Below are 22,340 nucleotides of genomic sequence, written 5' to 3'. Positions count from 1 at the left end.
ACCAATAACATAGGAATCTCCTCCAAAATGATTTATTGTCTTACTTAATTTTGAAATCTTTTCACATTGCACATAGTTACCGTCAAATATCGTACCGATTACTAGATGAGCAGCAAAGCATCCAGGTCCAGTACACGGATTCGGCGCTGGTCTTCCTGCTCGATCCATCCCTCGTCTTCGAACTTGGCAAGTTTCCGGCTGATGGTTTCAGGAGTCGTTCCGAGAAAAGAAGCAAGATCTTTTCTGGACATCGGCAAATGGTACTCCGTTGATTTGTTCTCTTCCACCTGCTGAGCCAGATAAAGCCCAATCCGTGTTTCCACGTCTTCTGTCGCAAAGCTGGTCATCTGGCTTTCCGCCTGGCCAAGCCGGTTGGAAAATTCACTTAGGATTTTCAATGAAATATTCGGATACCGCTGCAGAAATTCCTGAAGATTGCCGCGCTGGATGCTGCAAATGTCGGTCTTTTCCATCGCTTCCGCATATCCATCATGAATCGATTCCTTAAACAAGGCGAGTTCACCGGTGAAATCGCCCGGCTGCAGAATCCGGATCAATTGTTCTTTGCCGTTTTCCGACAGGCGGTAAACTTTCACTTTCCCTTGATGGACTATATACAGGGAATCCGAGGCATCACCGGCACTGTGCAGCAGCTCTCCTTTCTTCAAGGAGATGGAACGCGTCGTTTTGGCGACTTCCTCCATTTCTTCGTTTTGAAGATGATTAAAGATTGGAACGATGGAAACACATAAATGATGCGCTCCCTTGCCTCCTTCTGTATGCTGGCATGCTTCCTGATACTTCATACTTTCCCTCCTAGTTAGGCAACTTTCCTTGAATACACAGAATAACCCAGTTTCACAATCAGTTCTTCGATCTGCTGATCCGAAATTTGCGCTTCATCAAACTCGACTCTTACTTTTCCGGAATGGAACAGAACTTTGCCATCCTTTACACCAGCCTGTCTCCCCAAAGCATTCTCGATTTTTTTGATGCAGGACGGACAACTGAATGGCTCCATTTGAAATACCGCTTTTCTCATATTGCTCTCCTCCTTATATTCATCTTCATTATAAGGGGTGCCTGTTTCTTTAACCTTGATGGCCGTCAAGGATGATAGTAGTTTAAAGAAATTAACCCTTAAAAGGATTAAAAAATAAAATTTAGTGAATAATACAAAAGAGGATATAGTCTAATTAGACTAAAAACTTATACGATATGCAAGCATACCCAAATCATCTATTCGTAAAAGTGAATGAGAAATGTTCCATATTGGTTTTGCATTGACAGGCATCAAGGAATCCAATTTTTATTCGCGTATACTATCTTAACAGATTTATTTTCAATATTCCTGCAATTCCATTCTATTGGTATTTTGCGGCATTATCCAATTTTTAGTTTTACTCGAAAAAATTTAAGTTGGTTTCATTCCTTAATGAAGCAATTTGAATAGAACTGAAGCTGCTCTCTGCTTCATCCGGAAAAGAAAGGAGGAAATCAAAATGAAGGACGCTTCCAAAAAGAAAGACCGCAAAGACGCTCAGGAAACTTCATTGCGAGGCACTTTTACTTCCGTTCTGATCATCGCGGTATTCATGCTTGTGTCCTGGTTCAGTGTTTTCTTTTTATTCCTGGAGCGCAACTGAAACGGGGCAACGATTACAGAAATTTGAAAGGAGATTCGACGTATGCATATCCATCGTTATGAAAAAATCTGGCTGATTATCGGTTCGCTGATTTTAGCCGTTTTCCTCGGCATTTTAGCATTTCAAACTTTTTTCCTGGAAATGGGGCCGCCTAGCCACGCGGAAATGATCGATCCGCAAACGGTTCGCGAGTCTGAGATTTTCGCAGACGCTGAGTTGAAGGAAATTGGCGATAACGAATACGAAATTGCCATTATCGCGGAAATGTTTGCGTTCCAGCCGGGTGATCTGGAAATTCCGGCAGGCGCGACAGTCCATTTCACTTTGGCATCACCCGATGTCACCCACGGCTTTAAAATCACAGACACGAACGTCAATGTCATGGTCGTTCCCGGCCATATTTCGAAAGTCAGCCATACATTCGACGAGCCAGGGGAGTACCTGATTCTATGCAATGAATATTGCGGACTCGGGCACGAGTACATGGCGAACACCATCACCGTCAAATAAAGAAGAAAGAAGGGGAAGAAATGGCTCACATCAATGAAGCACCGATTCTGCATAAAGGGACGGCCGTTAACGAAGACGCCGCTGACGGCATTACGGGACGGGATATCCGATTATCGGCCGCGAATCTATTCATCGCATTTATTGCATTATTAATCGGCGGATTTGCCGGTCTATTGCAGGGCCTGGTCCGCAGCGGTTTTTTTGAACTTCCTTCGTGGATCAGCTATTATGCACTGCTGACTGCCCACGGCGTCATGTTCATCCTGGTGTTAAGTTCTTTTTTCAGCATCGGCTACCTGTATGCCGGAACTTCACGGGTGCTTGGCGGACTGGCCAATAAAACCATCGCTTTCGGATGGACAGGCTTTGCGCTCATGACAACCGGCACGCTGATCGCTGCGTTTCTTATTGTTACCGGAAACGCCAATGTGCTTTATACATTCTATACACCCATGCAGGCACATCCCTGGTTTTATATCGGGCTTGCACTGATTGTCGTCGGCATTCTGTTAAATTGCATCGGCATGTTCATCACCTACCAGAGCTGGCGCAAACGAAATCCCGGAAAATTGACGCCGCTTTTCGCCTTTTTCGCAAATGCCGTTTTCGTCCTTTGGGTTTTCGCTTCCCTGTTCATCGCTGTTTTTGTCATAGCGATGGTCATTCCGTGGGCATTCGGATGGGTTGCAACCATTGACCCGATGATGGGCCGCACCTTATTCTGGGCTTTCGGCCATACGCTCGTAAATATTTGGATGCTGACATCCATTTCAGCCTGGTATGTGGCGATGCCAAAAATCATCGGCGGAAAAGTATTCAGTGATTCACTGGCGCGTGTCGCTGTGGTCATTCTTGTGGTGGCCAATGTACCCGGCGGCTTCCACCACCAGATCCTTGATCCGGGCTTGTCCGTCAATGTGAAATTTCTGCACGTGATTCAAACGTTCATGATCATTTTCCCTTCCCTCATGACCGCCTTTGCGATGCTCGCCACGATGGAACGGACCGGAAGAGCAAAAGGTGTTACGAGTTTACTCGGCTGGTGGAAAACGCTGCCTTGGTCTGATGCCCGTTTCTTCGCATTGATTGTTGCCATGTTCGCCTATATTCCAGCGGGACTCGGCGGAATCATCAACGCCAGCAACCAAATTAACCAGGTTGTCCATAATTCCATCTGGGTCACCGGCCATTTGCATTTAACCGTTGGCACTACGGTCATCCTGACGTTTTTTGGGATTTCCTATTGGCTGATCCCTTATTTATCCGGCAGAAAAATGACGCCGACAATCAACCGGCTGGCCGTTGCCCAAACGGTCATTTGGGCGAGCGGCATGTTGCTCATGTCGGGTGCCATGCACATTAACGGGCTGCTCGGAAGCCCCCGCCGGACGGCCAATACGTCCTACAATGGCCACAGTGCCGCTGCGGACTGGGCGATGTACGAAACGTTGATGGCGATGGGCGGAGTGATCCTGGTCGTCGGCATCATTCTGCTGGTTTATATCTGGGCACAGCTCGCCTTTTTCGCACCAAAAGGAAAGACAGACTTTCCGATTGGAGAAGATTACAGCCCTTCAGATGCATCACCGCTGTTCATGGATCGCTGGTCGGTTTGGGTGGCACTGGCGACAGTATCAGTGGCCATTGCTTATATTATCCCGCTGATTGACTTTGCTTCGGGACATAACCCGGGTTCTCCCCCGTTCTTGATGCCTTAGCTCAGCAGAAAAGTTACTGATATAGATAAAAGAGGATGTTCCCAAGTCTGTTCTTCAACAGATTCGGGTCATCCTCTTTCTCTTTCTTACAGTAATCCGATCCATTTCCAATAGGTCGCGCTGAAAAGCAATATCAGCAGGTAACCGATGATGGTCAGCGGCACACCTGACTTCAAAAAGTCCTTCACTGTGAAAGCCCCTGTTCCGTAGGCCAGCATGTTTTGCGGTGCACTGACCGGAAGCAGGAATCCGAACGAAATGACGAATTGCTGGATCAAGACAAAGCCGATTTCATTGCCATCGAGCTGCAGAGTCGTGGCCAAAGCGATAAAGATAGGAATCAACGCAGATGACAAGCTCGTTGCACTCGCAAAACCAAGGTGAATGAGAATATTAAATAAAGAGAGCAAGGCGATCGTCGCAAGAAGCGGCATATTTTCCAATCCCATTGCTCCAAATACTTTATCGGACAACCATTGGGCCGATTCCGTACTCAACAAAGTGGAGCCGAGCGCAATTCCGACAGCGAAAACGATAATCGTACCCCATGGAATCATTTTCTCTACCGTCTTCCAGTCAAAGACACCCACTTTTGGAGCCAGTAAAATAGCGATTGCCACGATGGTGACCGTTGTTGTGTCAAAAGGATGCAAGATTTCTTCTGTCGACCACAAAAGCAGCAATGTCAGAGATACGATAATCAACCGGATTTCAGCCGGCTTAAGATTTCCTAATTCCTTCAGATCTTTTTTTATTAACTCGGTGCCGCCTTCCACGACTTTCGTCTCCGGCTTAATCAGTTTGATCATGACGAAGTACAGCACAATCGACATGATGATGGACCACGGAGCCGCGTAAAGGAACCAGGCGCTCCATGACACCGTCTCTCCGAATTCACTTTCCATGAAACCAAGTGCTACCAGGTTCTGTGCAGCACCTGTTTTGATTCCGACGTTCCAGATGGATACCGCTTGGACCGCAGTGATGACCAATAGAGCGGCGAGACGGCTGTTGACAGGCAACCCGAATGCCGCGACCATGCCAAGCAGAATCGGTACAACTGCGCCGGCACGGGCTGTTGCGCTCGGCACAAAAAATGCCAGGACAATTGAAACGATAATGGCACCAAACACGATTGCTCCCGTTTTCGTACCGACTTTCGATAAAATCCACAATGCCAGCCGCTTATGCAAATTCGTCGCTTGCATGGCAGCTGCCAGGAACAAGGCGGCAGCGACGAGCGCTACTGCCGAATTACTGAAACCTGCCAATGCCAGACTGAGTGCCTCTCGCGTTCCGAGCAATTCTCCTGGAATTTCAGGGTTTGGAGAAAGACCCAATAGGAGAGCCATCAGCCCGATAATCATGGCGGCACTGACTGGATACGGAACCGCTTCTGTCATCCATAAAACGACCGCAAATGCTAAGATGGCAAGCGTTCTTTGCCCGACCACTGATAAATCTCCCGGCGTCGGCAATAAAACAATGATAATTAAAATGATAAAAGCCAAGAAAATATAAAGCGGTTTTAGATTACGTTTCGGTTTTTCTTCCGCTGTTTTTTCCACCATGAAAACCACCCTTTCCTGAAGTATATTCACAACCCCTGCTTACCCTGTCAAGATCAGAGTGAAACAGTGGTAATTCTTGTTCAGAGCTTCAAATAAATACGTTAATAAAACCATCATACGATAGAAACAAACGCGTCTCTATCGTATGATGGTTTTATGATTTAGAGAAACTATATTTCTGCAACGCGTTTTATTTTCTCCTACTCTTCATCTTCTTCCCCTTCTAAAGCATCATTTCCGAGGTAAGCTTGCAGCATCCAGATGTTTTTATCGAGACTGGCTTTATATCCGGTCAGCATATCCACTGTCACATCGTCTTTCTCTTTCGCCGCAAGATGGATGGCTTTGACTGTGACATCCCGAATGACCCGGTAATCATCCACTAATATGCCAAGCATATCTACGGAAGTAAGCGGCTCGGCATAAGGTTCTTCACTGATAAAGGCGTGCTCCAAATACTCGCCCAGCGTTGAATAGGGTTTCTCGCCAATGGCAATCAAGCGTTCTCCGAAAGCATCATAGTATTCATTGGCTTCGTCATAAAGTTCATTGAATTTCTCATGCAGCGGGAAGAATTCCGGTCCTTTCAAGTACCAATGGAATTGGTGAAGTTTTACGAATAAGACGTTTTGATTCGCGATTAAATGATTGACCATAAAGGCTGCAGTTGCATGATGGTGTTCGTGGTTAGTATGTTCAGTCATGGTAAGGTTCCTCCTAATGTTTTTGGGTTTAACGCTGAATTTTTTGCGGAATAGCTGTAGAAAGGAAAGGGAGAAAGCAGCAGGTTTCTCCCCTCTGTTGATTTTCATCTATAGTTTACGCATGGGCTGGTTTCAACTCTTGTCCCCGCTGCATTTCTTTCCGGTTAAAGCCCATCAGCCGCATCGCATTCAAGATGACAATCAGGACACTGGCTTCGTGGATGAACATGCCGGACGCCAGATGGACGGAGCCCATCAATACACCGGCGAGCAAGACAGCGACAATGCCGACCGCGAAGAACGTGTTTTGCTTCATGTTGCGGATGGTCGCTTTGGACAGGGAATAAGCGTGCGAGAATTGCATCAGCTTATCGGCCATCAGGACGACATCCGCCGTTTCCATTGAAATGTCCGTGCCGCCTTCACCCATCGCGAGTCCGATATCGGCTGTGGCAATCGCGGGCGCATCGTTGACGCCGTCCCCTGCCATCGCCACTACATGTCCCAGCTGTTTCAGTTGATTCACGAACGCCACTTTGTCTTCCGGCAACAGTTCGGCATGGAATTCGTCCAGTCCTAATTTGGTGGCCACGAGTTCAGCGGTGTGCTGGTTGTCGCCCGTCAGCATGACGATTTTCTTGATGCCATTTTTTCTCATCTGAGCAAGTGCAGGCGCTGCGTCTTCGCGGATCTGGTCGGCGATCGAGAAGATGCCGGCCACTTCCCCGTCCACCGCCGCGAAGATCGCTGTGTTTCCGGCTTTCTCGCGATTTACCGCATACACTTCCACTTCCGCCGGGATGGCGATATTTTCTGCATTCATGAGCTTACGGTTACCGATGGCCAAAATTCGACCTTCCACTGTAGCCGTCAGGCCGTTGCCTTTGATCACATCGACGGCTTCCGGTTCCTGGTCGAGAGCCATGTCACGACTCTTCGCTTCTTTGACGATTGTTTGGCCAAGATGATGTTCAGACACCGTTTCCGCCTGCGCCACCAATCGAAGCAAGTCCTGTTCTTTGAGGGAATTGAAGACCTCGATATCTGTCACTTCCGGTTTCCCTTTCGTCAATGTACCGGTTTTATCAAAGACCAGTGTATCGACTTTTGAAAAGCGGTCCATCACTTCGCCGCCTTTGACCAGCACGCCATTTTTCGCGCCATTGCCGATGCCCGCAACACTGGATACCGGTGCGCCGATGATCAATGCCCCTGGACAAGCGATGACGAGGAACGTAATGGCGAGATGAAGATCTCTCGTAAGGGCATAAACCAGAATTGACAGTACGACAACAGCGGGTGTATAGATATTCGCGAATTTATTCAGGAATTTTTCCGTTTTCGATTTAGATTCCTGGGCTTCTTCCACCAGTTCAATGATTTTCGCGAACGTTGTATCATCTCCGACTTTTTCAGCGATGATTTCAATATAGCCCGTGTCCATGACGGTGCTGCTGAATACGGTGTCTCCCAATTTTTTAGAAGCGGGAACGGATTCACCTGTGATAGCCGCTTCGTTCAATGAAGCTTGTCCTGCGACAATTTTGCCGTCCACCGGCACTTTCCCGCCGGTCCGGATGATAACGCGGTCCCCTTCGACCACTTCTTCCACCGGTACAGTCACACTGATACCATCACGAATGATAGTCGCTTCCTGCGGAGCCATATCCACTAAGCTTTTCAATGAAGATCGTGTTTTTTCCAATGTGCGGGCTTCCAGATAATCCCCGAACAAAAACAGGAACGTGACGACTGCCGATTCCACGTATTCCCCGATAAAAAGGGCACCGATGACAGCGATTGTCACCAGCATCTCGATACTGAACGCTTTCATTAGCAGCGCCTGGAACGCTTTGATCGCAATCGGAATTCCGGCAATGACCGTTGCGGCGATCAATGTGAACTGCCGCAGGTCATGATGGCCCGTGAAGTTCAAGACCAGCGCCAGGACCAGTAAGAACCCGGCTAAAAAGGTGATGCTTTTTTTGTGTTTATGAATGAACCCAATCATTTTGTTCCACTCCTCTTTCTTTCGACTGTTATTTTCTTTACACCCTTATCTTAAGTGGTTTCGAGACAGAATAACTTGACCTTCATCAAGCACTGAAGTTTTTTACATTTTCTTTCTTCCATTTCTATAACTACCGTGAAGCTTATTCCGTTCAAAAGATTGATGGCCGTCAAGGAACTGGATGGATGGGCGTCCTATACTTAAGGTAGAAAAAAACAAAGGAGAGATTGACATGACCACAGTAAAATTCCAATTGGAACCGCTCACTTGCCCTTCCTGCATCAAAAAAATCGAAGGAAAAGTAGGGAAAATAGATGGCGTCGAGGAAGTGAAAGTGCTGTTCAACTCCAGTAAAGTGAAAGCTGTCTACGACGCGGACAAAGTAGCGCCGGAAGAATTGAAAACAGTCATTGAGAAATTGGGTTATCCGGTAGTCGCTTAACAGCACCTGAACACCTGCAAATCTCATGAGCAGAATAAAAAACACGAGCTCCTTCGGCAAAGGAAGCTCGTATTTTTGTATTTAGCAAAGATATTGAAAGTGTATTTACTGAATATTACATATTCGTTAAACCTTAGAGCAATTTGCTATTAAAATCCGTTCGCAAAAGTACACTTTTACGAACAAATATCACAGATCTTAAAGACTTATAACATGTTCAGTTTTTTAAAACGAAGTAAAAAGTCTTTTAAAAGTCTTTTCAAAAGTGTATAATAAACTTAACCTAAAGGAGTGGATATAAATGGCGATGAGAATACTTGATATCCCCACCACATCAATTTCGAATGTCAAACGGTCTCCCATGGAAGCTTTTCAGAAAGCCGATCAAGAGGCTGCTGGCGTGTATGTCTTCAACCGCGAAAAGGTTGCCGGTGTTATGCTCACCCAAAAACAATATGAGTCCTTGAACAGAGAAATCGAAGAACTTTACGATCAGCTGGCTGATCTGATAGCTGAAAAACGGCTGCTGACGGAAAACGTCTCTACTTTCTCAGATGTGGAAGTTCGCGGTGCAATCGCAACTGAATCCCCTGTCATTGATGAAGAAGACGGGTGGGAATAACCGTTGTATCACCTTGAATGGACACAGTACTCAAAGGAAGATTATGACCAGCTGGATGGCAGCCAAAAAATCTTTGTCAACAAAGCGCTGGATCGGATTAAGTTAAGGGGCATGGAAGCTGGCCAATCCCTTCATGGCAATTTAGCGCAATGCAACAAGCTGAAAAACAAGAAGATGGGCCTGCGAATTATTTTTAGAGAAGCCGAGGGAACCATCCAAGTAATTCAAATTGTGGCCATTGGGAAACGCGATAAAGAAAAGATTTATAAGATGGCTGAAGATCGATTAAGCTAACTGAAAAGAAGAACAGGGTGTTTCTCCAAAAAAAGAGCCCGGCATATCGACACTTCTAAAGTGCTCGTTTTGCCGGACTCTTTTTTATTAAACCAAGTCATTCTTTAACTTGATGACTACAACTTCTGATAATGTCTCATATGTAAACTTTAAATACAAGTTCTCGAGTTTCTACTCCTATCATAAAAAGATGTGGTGGAATAAAATAAAGCGTCTAGAGAATTCATCTCATAGACGCAGGATGTGGTTAGACCACGCACAAATTTTGGTGTTTTCATCAATGTTTTTCGTTTAAGATTCTGCTGGCTTAATCTGTTCCATATAGCTTTGAATGTCTTCCTCCGACATTTCACCTGTAATGATCTTCTCGATTTTCCCCTCTGGATTTACTAATAGGGTTGTCGGCAATGGACGAATATTGTAGGCTTCCATCACACTTTTGTCCTTGTCGATCACAATAGGGAACGTCAGATTCCGCTGTTCGGCATATTGCCTCACTTCATAATCCGACTGAGCAATATTGACGGCCAGTATCTCCACACCCTGATCCTTGTACACTTGGTACTGTTTTTCCATCAGCGGAAATTCTTTCTCGCATGGTTTGCACCAAGTGCCCCAGAAGTTCACGAACACCCCTTGTCCCTCATAATCAGACAGCTGATGCCGTTCCCCGTTCAAATCAGTCAACGCAAAATCGGGTGCTGTATCGCCAACTTGCAGCAATTCAGTTTTCTCCTTTGTTAATCCATTGTAGATGGTAAAGATTATAGCCCCTGCCAGGACAAGCAAAATGCTTGTCCTCATTATCAAACGGTTCTTCTTTTTATTCTTTTTCGCAGTCATATAGCGTCACGCCTTTCTAAATATTTTAAGTCCGGTCTATTAAAATCCAGTGAACCCACCCGTGAACTGCGACAGGTAAGCGATGACGTCCGTCATCATATCGAAATACAACATGAGACCCATGATGACCATCAAGCCTCCGCCGATCGACATGAACTGCGCACTCCGTTTCTTTAGGAAGGTCATCTTCTCGATGAAGAACGACATCAAGAGGAACGGAATGGCAAAGCCGAGGACGTAAAACAGCATATACAAGAGCCCGCGGCTCGGATCGGCGATCCCCATCGCTATCACCGCGGCCAGGATGGGGCCGGTACACGGCGTCCATCCGGCGGCGAAGCCCAGCCCAATTACCACGGAGCCGGTATAGCCCGATGGCCGTTTTTGAAAATGGACTTTCTTATCCGAAAGCAGGAAGTCGAATTTCAGGACACCGGTCAGCACCAAGCCGAAAAACACCATCAAGATGGCACCCAGCTGGCGCAGCAGGTCGGCGTTCTCAAAAAAGAACGAGCCGATGAACGAAGTGGACAACCCGAGCGCCAGAAAGATGATGGAAAACCCGACCAAAAACAGCACCGTATGGATCAACGCGCTCTTTTTCATCGCCCCTTTTCCGGTTTTCAGCTCATTGACCGAGACACCAGTGATGTAGGACAAAAAAGCCGGGTACAGTGGAAGCGCGCAAGGCGAGAGGAACGATAACAATCCGGCGCCGAACGCCAGCAATAAACTTACTTCAGCCATAGAACAGTCTCCTTTTAGATGATTGACGTGTATAGTTCCTTAACTGCCCTATCGCCGCTTTCTGTAAAAATGACAGTTCGTGATAGATTGTTAGGGGCGATCCGTCAGTTCGCTCTATTCTTCATTACTAGAATTACCATCGCCACACTGATTAAGAGGAAAGCGATAAATGCGAGGAAGGGGATGGTGATGAACCCAAACCAATTGATATACTCTGCGCTACAGGGAACGCCGCTTACACATGGCCGGATACCACCGAACCCCGGTATCTTTTGTTCCATGTAATGCAGGACCGAGATGCTTCCCCCGATAACTGATAAAGGCAGGGCATAGCGGACAACCTTCCAATCGTTCTGGAACGTCGCGATTCCTAAAATCAACACAAGCGGATACATGAAAATCCGCTGAAACCAGCACAGGTCACACGGGATGAACCCCTTGATTTCACTGAAATACAGACTGCCGAGCGTTGCAATCAACGAGACGAACCAAGCTCCGTATAGCAAGAAGCCCCTTTTATCCGATACTTTATGGGTTTCGTCCATTAGTTTTCCTCCGCTAACGCTTCATCGATCAATGCTTTGATGGCATCGTAATCAAACGGATCTTCCAGCGTCTGTCCATTGACCACGATCGTTGGTGTCATCGCTACCCCGTGTTCTTCCACCAACGCTTCATCTGTTTTGACTTTGTCCATGGCCGTTTGCTTTTCCATGTCTTCCTTCAGCTGTTCCAGGTCAATGGCCGGGAATTGGGAAGCCACTTCCACCGTTTTTTCCTGTGTCAGCCAAGGGGCATCGTGATTTTCAACTGCCGGCTGTTCCGCAAATAGAGCTTTGTGGAAATCCCAGTAATCGTTCGGACTTTGTTCATAGACTGCTTCCGCCGCCAAAGAGCCGATCATCGATTCATTGCCATGGAACAGGACATTGATGTAGGAGAACTTCACATCCCCCGTCTCGACATAGTCCGCCACCAGCTGCGGATATACCATTTCTCCCCAAGCTTTACAGGACGGGCATTTGAAATCCCCGAATTCCACGACCGTGACCGGTGCATCACTTTCACCAAGCGTTGGCTGGCCCGTAATATCCACTTCTCCTGTTTCCACGGGTGAAGCAGATTGCTGGTTTGTGAGCACGACGATTGCTGCTAAAATGCCAACCGCCAATAGTGTCAGGAGAACTGCGAACTTCATTCCGGACTGTTTCTTCTTATTGTTTTTATCCATATTATCCCTCTTTCCTATCATGATTTATCAATCAACTACTCCACATTGTTCTTCTATACCATTTCCAGCTTTTATAAAGATAGAATGCTTAACAAGACATGCAGGCATTGGCCATACTAAATTTCAATTTGCCTTGCCACTTGTCGCTCCCTGTTCATTCTAACAAGCATGCCCAAACATTAAAACAATCATTTGAATATATAATTGACAATCTAGCGAAATCTTTGTACACTTGCATTAATCAAACGTTCGTTTGAATGTATAACTATCAGAGGGTATCACTTCACACTAGGATATCCGTAAAGGAGATGAGGGTGCTGTTAACCACGATTTTTACCGCGGTTGCCGCTTATGTGGCGACCAGCATTGATTACGTCATTATTTTGCTGATCCTGTTTTCACAAACGATGAAAAAAGGCCAGTTAAAATCCATTGTCATCGGACAATACCTAGGAACAGCCATCTTGGTGGGCGTCAGCCTGTTGGCTGCGTACGGCCTGACGCTTGTGCCGTCCCACTGGGTGGGCTTGCTAGGGCTCATTCCGATTTACCTGGGCATCCGGGTCTGGAAGCGAGAAGAAGACGAGGACGACGAAGAGAATCTCCTGTCCCGTTTGTCTTCCGGAAACCCCAATCGCTTGTTTGTCACCATTACAGTCATTACCCTGGCGGCTGGCGGCGACAACATTGGCGTCTACATACCCTACTTTTCAACCTTGAATCCAAGTGAAACTGTGGTGATGCTGGTTGTCTTTGCCATCCTGGTCGCCGTCTTGTGTTACCTCAGTTACCGGTTGGCAGCCGTTAAAACGATTTCTGAAACGATAGAGAAATGGGAACGGTGGATTGTGCCGATTGTCTTCATCGGGCTCGGCATCTTGATTATGGCGGAGAATGGGACTTTCCGTTTCCTTTGGGGATTGGTGAGTTGAAGTGATTCTTTGCACTCTTTGTTTTATATAGAAGAAAATCACTTACTTGAAAAAACGAATGAGTAAACAGAAGTGAGAAAAAGGAGTGAATGAAAATGGCAAAAGAGATTTGTGATGTGGTCTGTGTAGATGAAGAAAAGGTGGAACGAGTCCAGCAGCAACTGTCTGAACAAAATCCATTGGAAGTGGCGAAGATCTTCAAGGCGTTGTCGGACGATACGCGTATCAAGATCGCCTACGCCTTATCGCTGGAGGACAAACTGTGTGTGTGTGACGTTGCGAATATCATCGGTTCATCTACCGCAACCGCCTCCTACCACCTGCGACTACTGAATAATATGGGGTTGGCGAAATACAGCAAGGAAGGCAAGTTGGTCTACTACTCACTGGATGACGCGCATGTGAAACACTTGGTGCAAGTGGCCTTCATCCATCAGAAGGAGGTTGTTTCCGTTGGTTGAAAAAACGAAGGAAACAGAAGACAAAACGGTCTACCGGGTTGAGGGCTTTTCGTGTGCGAATTGCGCCGGGAAATTCGAGAAGAACGTCAAACAGATTCCCGGTGTCCAGGATGCCAAAGTGAACTTTGGGGCTTCGAAAATTGCGGTCTACGGCGAGGCGACGGTCGAGGAACTTGAAAAAGCCGGCGCTTTCGAGAATTTGAAGGTCGCACCGGAAAAACCGAAACGCCAGGCGGCTCCTGAAGTGACCGTCGAAGACAAAAATGTCTTCCGGGTCGAAGGCTTTACATGCGCGAACTGCGCCGGGAAGTTTGAGAACAACGTCAAGCAAATCCCCGGTGTCCAGGATGCCAAAGTGAACTTCGGGGCTTCAAAAATTTCCGTTTACGGGGCAGCGACCATCGACGAATTGGAGAAAGCCGGTGCGTTTGAAAACTTGAAGGTGGCGCCTGAAATTACAGGACGTCCAGCTATCACGAATACCGGAACCGAAAAAGCGCCAGCTCGAACAGAGAAGAAAGTGCCTTTCTACCAAAAGCACAGCACCTTGCTCTACTCCACCCTGCTGATCGTGTTCGGCTACATTTCCCAGTTCGTCAACGGCGAAGACAACCTGATGACGTCGCTCCTGTTTGTGGCGGCGATTGTCATTGGCGGGTACTCGCTCTTCAAAGTCGGCTTCCAGAACCTGATTCGCCTGGATTTCGACATGAAGACCCTCATGACCGTTGCGGTCATCGGGGCAGCCTTTATCGGGGAATGGGCGGAAGCGTCCATCGTGGTCATCCTCTTTGCGATCAGTGAAGCACTGGAACGCTATTCCATGGACCGGGCGAGACAATCCATCCGTTCGTTGATGGACATCGCTCCGAAAGAGGCACTGGTCCGGCGGAATGGCCAAGAACAGTTAATTTCGGTGGACGACATTGTGGTGGGCGACACCATGATTGTCAGACCGGGACAGAAGATTGCGATGGACGGCACGGTGACCAACGGGTATTCGGCGGTCAATCAGGCGGCCATCACCGGGGAATCCGTGCCGGTCGCCAAGACGGTGAATGATGATGTCTTCGCCGGTACGCTGAACGAAGAAGGTTTGCTGGAAGTCCAAATCACCAAACTGGTCGAAGACACGACCATTGCGAAAATCATTCACCTGGTCGAAGAAGCGCAGGGCGAACGCGCCCCTTCCCAGGCGTTTGTCGATAAGTTTGCGAAGTACTACACACCGATCATCATGGCGGTTGCCGCACTCGTGGCCATTGTGCCGCCCCTTCTGTTTGATGCCAGCTGGGAAACCTGGGTTTATCAAGGGTTGGCTGTATTAGTGGTGGGCTGTCCGTGTGCACTGGTCATCTCCACGCCGATTTCAATCGTATCCGCCATCGGGAACGCTGCGAAAAAAGGCGTGTTGATCAAAGGCGGCGTCTACTTGGAGGAAATGGGTGCGCTGAAGGCCATCGCGTTTGACAAGACCGGTACCCTCACCAAAGGGGTTCCCGTCGTCACGGATTTTGAAGTCCTGAACAAGCAAGTAGACGAAAAAGAGCTGCTGTCCATCGTGACCGCGCTGGAGTACCGCTCGCAGCATCCCCTTGCCTCCGCCATCATGAAAAAAGCGGACGCCGAGAACATTTCTTATTCTTCGGTCTTGGTCGAAGACTTTTCTTCCATTACCGGCAAAGGGATTAAGGGAACTGTCGAAGGAATCACGTACTACATCGGCAGCCCGATTCTCTTCAATGAGCTGGGCGCCGCAAGTGCCGATAAGAACCTGGAACAAAAAGTCACAGCTCTTCAAAATCAGGGCAAGACGGCGATGATCATCGGAACGGAACAGAATATTCTGGCAGTCATTGCCGTGGCCGATGAAGTCCGGGACTCCAGCAAAGAAGTCATCCAGAAGCTGCACGACATGGGCATCAAGAAGACAATTATGCTGACGGGTGACAACAAAGCGACCGGTCAGGCCATCGGCCGAGAGGTCGGCGTCACCGAAATCCAGGCCGAGCTGATGCCGGAGGACAAATTGAATGTCATCAAACGCTTACGGGCCGAGTACGGCAAGGTGGCGATGATTGGAGACGGCGTGAACGACGCGCCGGCACTCGCCGCTTCTACGGTCGGGATTGCCATGGGCGGAGCCGGAACGGATACCGCTTTGGAAACGGCGGATGTCGCTTTGATGGGCGACGATTTGAGCAAGCTGCCATTCACGGTGAAATTGAGCCGGAAATCCCTGAATATCATCAAAGCGAACATTACGTTCGCCATCGGCATCAAAGTGATTGCGCTGCTATTGGTCATTCCGGGTTGGCTGACCCTGTGGATCGCCATCATGTCGGATATGGGCGCTACCCTTCTGGTTGCACTCAACAGCTTGCGGCTGATGCGCGTTAAAGAGTAACGAAAAGAGCTTTCCAGCCAACTGGAAAGCTCTTCAGACTGTAGACAAACTCATTTCATATGAGTGGGTCTGCAGTCTGAAGAGGGACGGAAAATCCGTCCCTCTTTTTTGTCATCAAAGCATCCGTCTGTTCTTGACTAATGATGATTGTGTTCAGCATGGCTCGTTTCCGTATCGTTTTGGCACATAAGGGATTTATTATGCGGATGTTCCGGAGTTTCTAGCTGAACTGTGACATGGCCGATTTTATGGGCAGCCATAGTTTTTTCAATTTCCCTTAGGATGAGTTGACTTTCTTCAAACGAAATTCCTTTTTCAATGACCACATGCCCTGACAATGCATTCTGCCCGCTGGTGATGCTCCATATATGCAAATCGTGTATATGTATTACACCTGGAATGTTCTCAATAGCTGCAGTCACTTCATCGATCTGCACATTCTTTGGTGTCCCTTCCATTAATACATGAACGGCTTCTTTTGTAACACGCCAGCCGCTGATTAATACGAGTACTGCTACTACTACGCTCGCTAATGGATCTGCCCATGCCCAGCCAAAGAGCATAATAAGGAGCGCAGCTGTGATAGCGCCGATAGATCCAAGTAAATCGCTCATGACATGAAGGAACGCAGCCCGAAGGTTTAAATTCTCTTTGGTATCGCCGCCCCGTATGAGAATCCACGCAACCAAAATGTTCACCAATAACCCGATAACCGCAATAATTAACATGCCTGTTGTCGCAACTTCCGGCGGATTGGAAAACCGGTGATATGCTTCATAAAAAATATAAAGGGATACCAAAACAAGTGTGACACCATTAAAGACAGCAGCCAATATTTCAAATCGCTTGTACCCATAGGTTTTGAATTGATCTGCTGCCTTTTCGCCGATTGTAAAAGCCAGTAAACCAATTCCCAGCGAAATGGAATCACTTAACATATGTCCCGCATCAGCAATCAATGCCAGACTATTCGTCAAAAAGCCTCCAATCGCTTCTACAAACATATAGATCGTAATAATTACAAAAGAAATCAATAATGTTTTTTTATTGCTGCCATGCGAATGGCCATGCTCACTTCCCAACTCAATTCCTCCCTGTTACCTTCTACAACGGCAGATTATAAAATTCCAGGATTTCCAACTGTTTTCCTGCTCTCATTAAATCGGATTTGTTCGAGATAACTAGTATCCTATTCCCTTTAGGCTCAAGAATACACCCTTCTTTCCTGGAATAAATTGTGCAGTCCTGTGTAGTTTAAGGTTTTTTGTTTAGTCGCAAGTAAGAAGGGAAGAAGTAGATAATGAGACAATAATAAAAAATGGAGGTTTTAAAATGGCTCATGAACAACATCAGGAATTGATCCAGGCATTGCACGATTGTGCAGCGGAATGTAACCATTGTTTTGACGCTTGTCTGCAGGAAGAAGACGTGAAGATGATGGCTCAGTGCATTCGGTTAGACCGTGAATGCGCAGATATTTGCGCATTTCTGGAACATGCAATTACACGCAATTCACCATTTGTTTCAGAACTGGCAGCCGTTTGCGCAACTATTTGTGAAGCATGCGCAGATGAATGCGACAAGCACGCCGACCATCACGATCATTGCAAACGCTGTGCGGAAACTTGCCGCAAATGTGCAGAAGCTTGCCGTAACGCAGCATAACTTCATTCAAAAAGGACCATCGGAGATGTTTTCCAGTGGTCCCTTTTCTTTTATTATCAAGCATTATTTTGCTTCATTGATTCATTTGTAGCCAATTCCCCAGACTTTGAAGGCGCACAAGACATAACCCGTTGTCTGATTGGTTATCCCCATTAACTTATTATTTTTGGTTTTCCCTACTATTGGCATATGGGTTAGGCACCCTTGATAGACATTGGTGAGTATATACATCCTGCAAGTGATTTTATTCCTTGCATTCGTAAATAAGCAGTTTTCAGTCAAAAGGAAAGGAAGAAAATTTTCAAAATAGTCCTTTTTGCCGTTAGTTCAGCTTCCGATAATCCCTCATAGTTTAACCAAAGAAACTTATTAGCTTCGTGGCCCCCCTGACATTATAGAGACTCCTATTAAGCAAGTACTTGCTCCAATCCAGTCATATAACTGAACGGCTGTCGCAATGTGATTGATTTATTTGTCTGCTTCCTAGTTGTTCAAGTCGGCTCCCAATAAACAACTTGAATCTTCATCAAGGGTTAGTTTTATCCGGCACAGCAAGACAGTTGGGAAACATCCTTGTCAAACGTGAGGGCAGCCAGTTTTACTCCTTCGGCCATGGTGAGATACGGCGCGAGGGTTTCGTTAAGGTTTTCAATCGTCAATCCGAACTTCACAGCAAGCGCCACCGCATAAATGACATCCCCTGCATTTTCCGCTACGATATGCCCACCCAGCAGCTGGCGTGTTTTCGCATCCGCCACCAACTTGAATACTCCGGTTGTTTCCCGGTTCACTTGCGCTCGCGGAACAGCCTCCAAAGACAGGACGGAAGTAATGACGTCATAACCGTTTTCTTTTGCCTGTATCTCTGTTAGGCCTACCGTGGCAACCGCCGGTGCTGTAAACGTAACCCCCGGCACAATGGCCAAATCCAACTTTTCATTCTGCCCGCCGACCGCATTTCCTGCTGCCACTCGCCCTTGATAAGCCGCTACATAGACAAACTGAGGACCAAGCGTAACGTCGCCTGCTGCATAAATCCGTTCATTGGTGGTCTTGGCATAATCATCAATCCGAATTTCCCCAAGAGACCCTGTTTTAACACCCGCCGCCTGCAGATTCAAGCTTTCCGTATTGGGTGTCCGGCCGGCTGCAATCAGCAATTGATCGGATTCAATGATCCGCTTCTGGCCGTCCACCTCGATATAAACTTTTTTCACCTCTCCCTCCTGTTCGATTCGCTCGTACGAGGCACCGGTCACTAACCGAATGCCTTGCTCGGTCAACGCTTTCGTGAGGGCTTCCGAGATTTCCGGATCATATTCCTTAAACAAACGCGAACTTCTTTGCATCAGCGTGACTTCGGATCCGAGGCGGTGAAATAGCTGACCCAATTCCACACCAATATAACCGGAACCGATGACCGTCAGGCGTTTCGGCACTTTCTTTAGCTCCAATAAAGTTGTGCTGGTCAAGTAATCCACTTCTTCCAGTCCGGAAATGACTGGCACAGCAGGAGCCGCCCCCGTCGCAATCAGAAACCGTTTGGCAGATAGCTTCAGGCCATCCACTTCAATGGTGTATTCATCTATAAACCTGGCTTCCCCTTTGATTAACTCAAAACCGTAGTCATCAATCAAATCGACATATTTCTTGTTCCGGAGATCCGTCACCAGTTCCTCTTTCTGTTTGACCAGCTGCGCCAAATCCACTTCATCCGCAGAGGTGTGCAGTCCGATAAACGGGTTATTCCTGGCCAAGTGATTGATTTCTCCCGCCCGCAACAAGGTTTTGGAAGGAACACAGCCAATGTTCACACAGGTACCGCCTACCGTTCCCCGTTCAATCATCGCCACTTTTGCCCCCTGTTTCACAGCTTCGATGGCGGAAGAAAAGGCAGCTCCCCCCGAACCGATGATGATGTAGTCATACTCGCCTTCTTCATCCGGGCGGGGTGCTTCTGAGGTTTGGACTTCTTCTGCTTCCCCTGGCTGATACTTGGCTTCAGCAATTGCTTTTTTTGCCGTTTCAACCTTCATGTCTTCCGGCAGTGCAAACACGGCTTTTCCTTTTCGGAAGTCCGCTTGAATCTCTTTTGCGCCAATTCCTTCGAGCGCGATTGCAATGTGTTCTTCGCATCCTGCGCAAGTCATCCCTTGAACATCTAGTCGATACTTTTTCATGTGCTACTCCTCCTCCATCAATACATCAATAATCGGGCATTCATGCAGCTCTTTTCTATCTGGACACCGGCCTTTCAACTCGCTCAGCATCCGTTCCACACGCTTTAGATCCTCAATCTGCTTTCGGACTTCCACTTCTTTTCTAGTCACAAAACCGAACATATCTTCACAGCGTACATCGTCTTTGTCCACGACACCCAGCAATTTATAAATCTCATTCAACGAAAAGCCCAGTTCCTGCAGTTGCCGGATAAAACCTACCCGTTTGACCGTATCCTTCGAATAAATCCGATACCCCGACTTATTCCGGGCCGGTTCTTCCAATAGCTCTTTTCGTTCATAGTACCGGATGGTTTCCTTGTTCACTTTGCACAGGGCTGCCAACTCACTGATTCGATAGCTCAATTTCCTTCACCTCAAGAAAAGTATAAACCATGTACTTAGGTACATAGTCAAATATCGACGCTTCAATACTTTCCTTATATAAAAAATTTCAAGTTAGTAAACTCGGATTTGAAATAGTCTTTTACTGAAAAGAAAGCATTCGTAAAAGTACACTTTATAGACAAATAGGGAGAGTAGATGCTACCCAAAGCGCATCTACTCTCCCTTTCCATTTATGTAACTTCCGATAACCTTATGATATGTAAACTTATTATAAATTCTCCCTATTCCCAAGCCCTTTTTCGACAAGCTGTCCTTTCTTATTCAGGCTTAAAATAAAGATTGATCATTTCCCTAACCCTTATTACAATAAAGCACTCTTTATCGGGATGAAAAATTTATTTAACAAGTATTTTAACCATAGTATAGTAACTGCTTCCAGGAGGATAGTCTTTAACTTCACCTACAACTTGATACCCCTTATTTTCGTAGAAAGAACGGGCTTGAAACTCAAATGTGGTTAAAAGTGCTTTCTTTGCGCCTTTTTCTCTGGCGACCTTTTCCGCTTTGTCAAGAAGTTGCCCACCTATACCTTTACCTCTGTAACTTTCATGAAACCAAAAATCGTTAATCTCCATCCAACCCCAATAAACGTCTGCATTTAAACCGCCAATCCAATTTTTATTGTTATCTGACACAATAATATTTATGGGCTGAACAGCACCTTTTTTTCTTGATTCTTTATGGTATAAAGAACTCTCGTTGTTAAACTCTCTAATTTTCCCATGTAAAAAAGTAGAAAATTCTTCGTTATGCTCTAACATAGTTTCAATGCTGTAGCTCATACTCCTTCTCTCCCCATTTGATTCGATTTCTAATAATTGCTGTTATGTAAATTCGTACTACTTTTAAAGATTCATATTCTTAATATCAAATACTAATTTTACCATCAAAATAAGTAACATTAAATATTTTTATACCGTTCGTAAAAGTACACATTTACGAACGCTTTAAAAACAACCGAAATGACCAAAAAGAGCGTTCGTAAACGTGTCAAATGACTTTACGAACGTTCGCGAATTTGTATGCACTTTTACGAACGATTTCCATGTAAAATTAGAAGATATATTTATTTTATCGAGTTTAAATTGCAACCCTTTTTAACCCATAATAAAAAAACTGTCCCAGACGCAAAGCTCAATGTCCTAGACAGTCTCCCACCAATACCGATCGACCGTTAAGCCATGGCCTCCCGCTATGCTATAAACTTGAGAAACCCACTCACTCCAGTTTCATCCTTTTACACGCGCTAAAGTCACACCGTCGCCGAGCGGAATCAGAATGGATTCCAGACGCGGATGGCCGGCAACGGATTGATTATATGCCTTCATAACTTCCGTGTTCTTTGTAGGTTCCATCGTGTTATCCGCCACTGTCCCGCGGGCAAGGACGTTATCAGACAAGATGACAGCGCCAGGTTCTGCTATTTTCAAACAGCCTTCCAAATAATTCGGATAGTTTTCTTTGTCCGCATCGATAAAGAAAAAGTCAAAGCGTTTGTCGGAACGTTCTAATTCGGCGAGACTGTCAAGTGCCGGTCCCGTCATATACGACACTTGGTTACCGAACCCTGCTTTCGCCAGATTACTGTGTGCCAACTCGGCATAGCGCGCTTCCAGTTCGAGCGACGTCAGTGAACCGTCCTCGCCGAATCCTCTCGCCAGGCAAATGCCGCTGTAGCCGCCGAGTGCACCGATCTCGAGCACGTTCCTGGCACCGGAAATGGCGATGAGAAGCGTCAGCAACTTCCCGGAAGAAGCCGACACGGAAATAGACGGCATCCCCTCCGCTTCAATGGATGCAATCACTTCTGCCAAAACCTCGTCATTCTCCACAAACGTTTCGTCAATATATGTGTTGATCGATCTTAAATCGCTCATGATTTTTCACTCTCCTCCTATTTACGATTCCC

Annotated in this window: 24 protein-coding genes; 10 read left to right on the top strand and 14 right to left on the bottom strand. The window is 46.7% G+C overall.

Annotation, left to right across the window (positions count from 1 at the left end; genetic code table 11):
• Positions 1 to 101 precede the first annotated feature (101 nt).
• On the bottom strand, positions 102 to 806 hold the full coding sequence (locus GIW82_RS11975) for a Crp/Fnr family transcriptional regulator (protein WP_154750177.1): 705 nt from the start codon (positions 804 to 806) through the stop codon (positions 102 to 104).
• A gap of 14 nt (positions 807 to 820) precedes the next feature.
• Entirely contained in the window at positions 821 to 1,042 is a 222-nt protein-coding gene (locus tag GIW82_RS11970) for a heavy-metal-associated domain-containing protein (protein ID WP_112233090.1), read from the bottom strand.
• A 460-nt stretch (positions 1,043 to 1,502) separates the two neighbouring features.
• On the opposite strand from GIW82_RS11970, the gene GIW82_RS11965 reads away from it, so the two are divergent.
• From GIW82_RS11965 to GIW82_RS11955, 3 genes are read left to right on the top strand one after another with little or no spacing between them, the layout of a single operon-like run.
• Complete coding sequence (locus tag GIW82_RS11965; RefSeq protein ID WP_154750176.1) at positions 1,503 to 1,646, top strand: cytochrome c oxidase subunit 2A; 144 nt, start codon at positions 1,503 to 1,505, stop codon at positions 1,644 to 1,646.
• Between the two features lie 42 nt (positions 1,647 to 1,688).
• Positions 1,689 to 2,156 carry a cytochrome c oxidase subunit II gene (locus tag GIW82_RS11960; RefSeq protein WP_154750175.1) on the top strand — a complete coding sequence of 156 codons (468 nt, stop codon included), beginning with the start codon at positions 1,689 to 1,691 and terminating at the stop codon, positions 2,154 to 2,156.
• A gap of 20 nt (positions 2,157 to 2,176) precedes the next feature.
• Entirely contained in the window at positions 2,177 to 3,874 is a 1,698-nt protein-coding gene (locus GIW82_RS11955; protein ID WP_154750174.1) for a cbb3-type cytochrome c oxidase subunit I, read from the top strand.
• 86 nt (positions 3,875 to 3,960) lie between these two features.
• Here the strand turns inward: GIW82_RS11955 and GIW82_RS11950 are convergent, their stop codons facing one another.
• The 3 genes from GIW82_RS11950 to GIW82_RS11940 form a co-directional block, all read right to left on the bottom strand.
• Complete coding sequence (locus GIW82_RS11950; protein WP_154750173.1) at positions 3,961 to 5,445, bottom strand: DASS family sodium-coupled anion symporter; 1,485 nt, start codon at positions 5,443 to 5,445, stop codon at positions 3,961 to 3,963.
• Between the two features lie 200 nt (positions 5,446 to 5,645).
• Positions 5,646 to 6,149 carry a Dps family protein gene (locus tag GIW82_RS11945; RefSeq protein WP_230309380.1) on the bottom strand — a complete coding sequence of 168 codons (504 nt, stop codon included), beginning with the start codon at positions 6,147 to 6,149 and terminating at the stop codon, positions 5,646 to 5,648.
• A 115-nt stretch (positions 6,150 to 6,264) separates the two neighbouring features.
• Positions 6,265 to 8,160: a heavy metal translocating P-type ATPase gene (locus GIW82_RS11940; protein ID WP_154750172.1), complete on the bottom strand. Its 1,896-nt coding sequence runs from the start codon at positions 8,158 to 8,160 to the stop codon at positions 6,265 to 6,267.
• A gap of 232 nt (positions 8,161 to 8,392) precedes the next feature.
• Between GIW82_RS11940 and GIW82_RS11935 the strand changes: the two genes are divergently transcribed.
• From GIW82_RS11935 to GIW82_RS11925, 3 genes are all read left to right on the top strand, one after another.
• Positions 8,393 to 8,602, top strand: coding sequence for a heavy-metal-associated domain-containing protein (locus GIW82_RS11935; protein ID WP_154750171.1), 210 nt, complete (start codon positions 8,393 to 8,395; stop codon positions 8,600 to 8,602).
• A gap of 301 nt (positions 8,603 to 8,903) precedes the next feature.
• On the top strand, positions 8,904 to 9,224 hold the full coding sequence (locus tag GIW82_RS11930) for a hypothetical protein (RefSeq protein WP_154750170.1): 321 nt from the start codon (positions 8,904 to 8,906) through the stop codon (positions 9,222 to 9,224).
• Between the two features lie 3 nt (positions 9,225 to 9,227).
• Positions 9,228 to 9,518 carry a type II toxin-antitoxin system RelE family toxin gene (locus tag GIW82_RS11925; RefSeq protein ID WP_154750169.1) on the top strand — a complete coding sequence of 97 codons (291 nt, stop codon included), beginning with the start codon at positions 9,228 to 9,230 and terminating at the stop codon, positions 9,516 to 9,518.
• A gap of 291 nt (positions 9,519 to 9,809) precedes the next feature.
• On the opposite strand, the gene resA is transcribed toward GIW82_RS11925, so the two are convergent.
• The 4 genes from resA to GIW82_RS11905 all read right to left on the bottom strand — a co-directional run bounded on the left by resA (position 9,810) and on the right by GIW82_RS11905 (position 12,339).
• On the bottom strand, positions 9,810 to 10,361 hold the full coding sequence (gene resA, locus GIW82_RS11920; RefSeq protein ID WP_154750168.1) for a thiol-disulfide oxidoreductase ResA: 552 nt from the start codon (positions 10,359 to 10,361) through the stop codon (positions 9,810 to 9,812).
• 39 nt (positions 10,362 to 10,400) lie between these two features.
• Positions 10,401 to 11,108, bottom strand: a complete 708-nt coding sequence (locus GIW82_RS11915; RefSeq protein WP_114167383.1) for a cytochrome c biogenesis CcdA family protein — start codon at positions 11,106 to 11,108, stop codon at positions 10,401 to 10,403.
• A gap of 104 nt (positions 11,109 to 11,212) precedes the next feature.
• On the bottom strand, positions 11,213 to 11,653 hold the full coding sequence (locus GIW82_RS11910; RefSeq protein ID WP_154750167.1) for a disulfide oxidoreductase: 441 nt from the start codon (positions 11,651 to 11,653) through the stop codon (positions 11,213 to 11,215).
• Positions 11,653 to 12,339 carry a DsbA family protein gene (locus GIW82_RS11905; RefSeq protein WP_154750166.1) on the bottom strand — a complete coding sequence of 229 codons (687 nt, stop codon included), beginning with the start codon at positions 12,337 to 12,339 and terminating at the stop codon, positions 11,653 to 11,655. Before GIW82_RS11905 ends, GIW82_RS11910 begins: the two co-directional genes overlap by 1 nt.
• Positions 12,340 to 12,656: 317 nt before the next feature.
• On the opposite strand from GIW82_RS11905, the gene GIW82_RS11900 reads away from it, so the two are divergent.
• From GIW82_RS11900 to GIW82_RS11890, 3 genes are all read left to right on the top strand, one after another.
• Entirely contained in the window at positions 12,657 to 13,271 is a 615-nt protein-coding gene (locus GIW82_RS11900; protein WP_154750252.1) for a CadD family cadmium resistance transporter, read from the top strand.
• Positions 13,272 to 13,366: 95 nt separating this feature from the next.
• Positions 13,367 to 13,732, top strand: coding sequence for an ArsR/SmtB family transcription factor (locus GIW82_RS11895; protein WP_029595499.1), 366 nt, complete (start codon positions 13,367 to 13,369; stop codon positions 13,730 to 13,732).
• The gene (locus GIW82_RS11890) at positions 13,725 to 16,139 is read left to right on the top strand and encodes a heavy metal translocating P-type ATPase (RefSeq protein WP_154750165.1); all 2,415 of its coding nucleotides are present in this window, start codon (positions 13,725 to 13,727) and stop codon (positions 16,137 to 16,139) included. The genes GIW82_RS11895 and GIW82_RS11890 overlap by 8 nt, the downstream gene beginning before the upstream one ends.
• A gap of 137 nt (positions 16,140 to 16,276) precedes the next feature.
• On the opposite strand, the gene GIW82_RS11885 is transcribed toward GIW82_RS11890, so the two are convergent.
• Complete coding sequence (locus GIW82_RS11885; RefSeq protein WP_154750164.1) at positions 16,277 to 17,221, bottom strand: cation diffusion facilitator family transporter; 945 nt, start codon at positions 17,219 to 17,221, stop codon at positions 16,277 to 16,279.
• 250 nt (positions 17,222 to 17,471) lie between these two features.
• Here GIW82_RS11885 and GIW82_RS11880 point away from each other — a divergent pair, with 250 nt between their 5' ends.
• The gene (locus GIW82_RS11880; RefSeq protein ID WP_154750163.1) at positions 17,472 to 17,804 is read left to right on the top strand and encodes a four-helix bundle copper-binding protein; all 333 of its coding nucleotides are present in this window, start codon (positions 17,472 to 17,474) and stop codon (positions 17,802 to 17,804) included.
• Positions 17,805 to 18,343: 539 nt separating this feature from the next.
• Here the strand turns inward: GIW82_RS11880 and merA are convergent.
• The 4 genes from merA to GIW82_RS11855 all read right to left on the bottom strand — a co-directional run bounded on the left by merA (position 18,344) and on the right by GIW82_RS11855 (position 22,308).
• Positions 18,344 to 19,984, bottom strand: coding sequence for a mercury(II) reductase (merA, locus tag GIW82_RS11870; protein WP_154750162.1), 1,641 nt, complete (start codon positions 19,982 to 19,984; stop codon positions 18,344 to 18,346).
• A 3-nt stretch (positions 19,985 to 19,987) separates the two neighbouring features.
• Entirely contained in the window at positions 19,988 to 20,389 is a 402-nt protein-coding gene (merR, locus tag GIW82_RS11865; RefSeq protein ID WP_154750161.1) for a mercury resistance transcriptional regulator MerR, read from the bottom strand.
• Between the two features lie 377 nt (positions 20,390 to 20,766).
• On the bottom strand, positions 20,767 to 21,213 hold the full coding sequence (locus GIW82_RS11860) for a GNAT family N-acetyltransferase (RefSeq protein WP_154750160.1): 447 nt from the start codon (positions 21,211 to 21,213) through the stop codon (positions 20,767 to 20,769).
• 447 nt (positions 21,214 to 21,660) lie between these two features.
• The gene (locus GIW82_RS11855) at positions 21,661 to 22,308 is read right to left on the bottom strand and encodes an O-methyltransferase (RefSeq protein WP_154750159.1); all 648 of its coding nucleotides are present in this window, start codon (positions 22,306 to 22,308) and stop codon (positions 21,661 to 21,663) included.
• Positions 22,309 to 22,340: the final 32 nt, after the last annotated feature.

Origin of the sequence: Planomicrobium sp. YIM 101495 (assembly GCF_009707665.1) — a bacterium.
Classification (GTDB): domain Bacteria; phylum Bacillota; class Bacilli; order Bacillales_A; family Planococcaceae; genus Planococcus.
The sequence above is the reverse complement of the archived record's forward strand: the minus strand, read 5'-3'. Positions and strand labels throughout refer to the sequence as shown.

Excerpts from the sequence above, each read along its gene's own strand:
- GIW82_RS11930 (WP_154750170.1), top strand. The coding sequence starts at position 8,904 with ATGGCGATGAGAATACTTGATATCCCCACCACATCAATTTCGAATGTC.
- merA (WP_154750162.1), bottom strand. The coding sequence starts at position 19,984 with ATGAAAAAGTATCGACTAGATGTTCAAGGGATGACTTGCGCAGGATGC.
- GIW82_RS11955 (WP_154750174.1), top strand. The coding sequence starts at position 2,177 with ATGGCTCACATCAATGAAGCACCGATTCTGCATAAAGGGACGGCCGTT.
- GIW82_RS11965 (WP_154750176.1), top strand. The coding sequence starts at position 1,503 with ATGAAGGACGCTTCCAAAAAGAAAGACCGCAAAGACGCTCAGGAAACT.
- GIW82_RS11915 (WP_114167383.1), bottom strand. The coding sequence starts at position 11,108 with ATGGCTGAAGTAAGTTTATTGCTGGCGTTCGGCGCCGGATTGTTATCG.
- GIW82_RS11860 (WP_154750160.1), bottom strand. The coding sequence starts at position 21,213 with ATGAGCTACAGCATTGAAACTATGTTAGAGCATAACGAAGAATTTTCT.
- GIW82_RS11975 (WP_154750177.1), bottom strand. The coding sequence starts at position 806 with ATGAAGTATCAGGAAGCATGCCAGCATACAGAAGGAGGCAAGGGAGCG.
- resA (WP_154750168.1), bottom strand. The coding sequence starts at position 10,361 with ATGACTGCGAAAAAGAATAAAAAGAAGAACCGTTTGATAATGAGGACA.
- GIW82_RS11970 (WP_112233090.1), bottom strand. The coding sequence starts at position 1,042 with ATGAGAAAAGCGGTATTTCAAATGGAGCCATTCAGTTGTCCGTCCTGC.
- GIW82_RS11910 (WP_154750167.1), bottom strand. The coding sequence starts at position 11,653 with ATGGACGAAACCCATAAAGTATCGGATAAAAGGGGCTTCTTGCTATAC.
- GIW82_RS11855 (WP_154750159.1), bottom strand. The coding sequence starts at position 22,308 with ATGAGCGATTTAAGATCGATCAACACATATATTGACGAAACGTTTGTG.
- GIW82_RS11960 (WP_154750175.1), top strand. The coding sequence starts at position 1,689 with ATGCATATCCATCGTTATGAAAAAATCTGGCTGATTATCGGTTCGCTG.
- GIW82_RS11950 (WP_154750173.1), bottom strand. The coding sequence starts at position 5,445 with ATGGTGGAAAAAACAGCGGAAGAAAAACCGAAACGTAATCTAAAACCG.
- GIW82_RS11905 (WP_154750166.1), bottom strand. The coding sequence starts at position 12,339 with ATGGATAAAAACAATAAGAAGAAACAGTCCGGAATGAAGTTCGCAGTT.
- GIW82_RS11880 (WP_154750163.1), top strand. The coding sequence starts at position 17,472 with ATGGCTCATGAACAACATCAGGAATTGATCCAGGCATTGCACGATTGT.
- GIW82_RS11935 (WP_154750171.1), top strand. The coding sequence starts at position 8,393 with ATGACCACAGTAAAATTCCAATTGGAACCGCTCACTTGCCCTTCCTGC.
- GIW82_RS11940 (WP_154750172.1), bottom strand. The coding sequence starts at position 8,160 with ATGATTGGGTTCATTCATAAACACAAAAAAAGCATCACCTTTTTAGCC.
- GIW82_RS11945 (WP_230309380.1), bottom strand. The coding sequence starts at position 6,149 with ATGACTGAACATACTAACCACGAACACCATCATGCAACTGCAGCCTTT.
- GIW82_RS11895 (WP_029595499.1), top strand. The coding sequence starts at position 13,367 with ATGGCAAAAGAGATTTGTGATGTGGTCTGTGTAGATGAAGAAAAGGTG.